The organism is Mesorhizobium sp. M7A.F.Ca.AU.001.01.1.1 (assembly GCF_004022735.1).
GTDB classification, from domain to species: Bacteria; Pseudomonadota; Alphaproteobacteria; order Rhizobiales; family Rhizobiaceae; genus Mesorhizobium; species Mesorhizobium ciceri.
Genome location: NZ_RZPF01000988.1, coordinates 1 through 1,757, shown reverse-complemented (window position 1 = coordinate 1,757; position 1,757 = coordinate 1). Strand labels below are relative to the sequence as shown.

At 65.9% G+C, this 1,757-nt stretch carries 1 protein-coding gene and 2 pseudogenes; 2 read left to right on the top strand and 1 reads right to left on the bottom strand.

What is annotated here, in order from left to right; translation table 11 throughout:
- Nucleotides 1-231: pseudogene (locus EN884_RS34920) on the bottom strand (SAM-dependent methyltransferase); the annotation flags it as partial.
- Nucleotides 232-337: 106 nt separating this feature from the next.
- On the opposite strand from EN884_RS34920, the gene EN884_RS34915 reads away from it, so the two are divergent.
- Both EN884_RS34915 and EN884_RS34910 read left to right on the top strand, forming a co-directional pair.
- Nucleotides 338-1,348 carry a ligase-associated DNA damage response exonuclease gene (locus EN884_RS34915; RefSeq protein ID WP_063169968.1) on the top strand — a complete coding sequence of 337 codons (1,011 nt, stop codon included), beginning with the start codon at nucleotides 338-340 and terminating at the stop codon, nucleotides 1,346-1,348.
- Between the two features lie 4 nt (nucleotides 1,349-1,352).
- A pseudogene (locus EN884_RS34910) lies at nucleotides 1,353-1,757 on the top strand (ATP-dependent DNA ligase); the annotation flags it as partial.

Sequence of the window (1,757 nt, the reverse complement as noted above, 5' to 3'; positions counted from 1 at the left end):
ATCGAGTTGCAACGACATCGTCCACGCCTGTGCGGCCAGATCCGCCGCGCCCGCCGCCTGCTGCATCTCGCCGAGACGAAACCAGCCCATCGCCCATTGCGGCGTTATTTCCAGCGCACCGAGCAGCAATTCCGCCGCCGCCGCATGATCGCCATCCGCGTGCAGCATCTCGGCATAGTCGGCGCGGCGATCGGCGTTCAAGTCGCCTGACGAGGCCTGAAGCGGTTTCATGGCGGCGGGTCCTGCCGGCGGATCGAGCCGGCGGTGCTCTATGCGGGAGTCAGCAGTGACTTACAACAGGCTTCCCGCCGCGGAATTATATCCTATCTTGGAGACCATGCGCACCAGTGTTCTGCTTCATCCCCGGCCCGAGGGCCTCTATTGCCCGCCGGGCGATTTCTTCATCGACCCGGTTCGGCCGGTCAACAGGGCACTGATCACGCATGGCCATTCCGACCACGCGCGTTCCGGCCACCGCTCGGTGCTGGCGACGCAGCAGACGCTCGACATTATGGGGCTGCGCTACGGCGAGGGTTTCGCTGGCACGACGCAAGCGGCACAACTGGGTGAGACGATTGCCCTCGATGGCGTCAGCGTCAGCTTCCATCCGGCCGGCCATGTGCTGGGCTCGGCGCAGATAGCGGTCGAGCATCAGGGCACGCGCATCGTCGCTTCCGGCGACTACAAGCGGCAGAGGGACGCGACCTGCGCGCCATTCGAGCCGATCCCGTGCGATGTGTTCATCACCGAAGCGACGTTCGGCCTGCCGGTGTTTCGCCATCCCCCGGACACCGAAGAAATCGCCCGCCTGCTGAAATCGGCCGCGCAGTTCCCTGAACGCTCGCATCTGGTCGGCGCCTATGCGCTGGGCAAGGCGCAACGGGTGATGCGGCTGTTGCGCGACGCCGGCTACGACAGGCCACTCTACATCCATGGCGCGCTGGCCAAACTCAGTGAGTACTACCAGAGCCAAGGCATCGATCTCGGCACCCTCGAACCGGCGACCGTCGAAAGCGGCGGCAAGGATGATTTTGCCGGCGCCATCGTCGTCGGCCCGCCTTCGGCCTTCGCGGATCGCTGGGCGCGGCGGTTTCCCGATCCGATCTCGTGCTTTGCGTCAGGCTGGATGCGCATCCGCCAGCGCGCCAAGCAGGGCGGCATCGAACTGCCGCTGATCATCTCGGACCATGCCGACTGGGATGAGCTGACCGCCACCATCAAGGAGACCGGAGCCGAAGAGGTCTGGGTGACGCATGGCCGCGAGGAGGCGCTGGTCCGCTGGTGCGAACTCGAAGGCATCGCGGCAAAGCCACTGCACCTGGTGGGCTACGAGGACGAGGGCGATTGAAGCCATGAACCGCTTCGCCGAACTTCTCGACCGCCTGGTGCTGACGCCGTCGCGCAATGGCAAGCTGACCTTGCTGACCGACTATTTCCGCAGCGTCGAGGATCCCGATCGCGGCCTGGCGCTGGCTGCCATCACTGGCGATCTCCACATCGCCGCGGTCAAGCCGGCGATGCTGCGCATGCTCGTCACCGAGCGCATGGATCCGGTGCTGTTCGGCTATTCCTACGACTATGTCGGCGATCTCGCCGAAACGGTGTCGCGGGTCTGGCCGCAAACGCCGGGAAACACCCCGAACCGCGAGCCGACGCGTGGCGAGGTCGTCGCCAAGCTGCAGGGGGCAAGCCGCTCCGACGGACCGAAGGTGCTGGCAGGGCTGCTCGACAGCGCCGGCATCTCGGCACGCTTTGCC

Excerpts from the sequence above, each read along its gene's own strand:
- EN884_RS34915 (WP_063169968.1), top strand. The coding sequence starts at position 338 with ATGCGCACCAGTGTTCTGCTTCATCCCCGGCCCGAGGGCCTCTATTGC.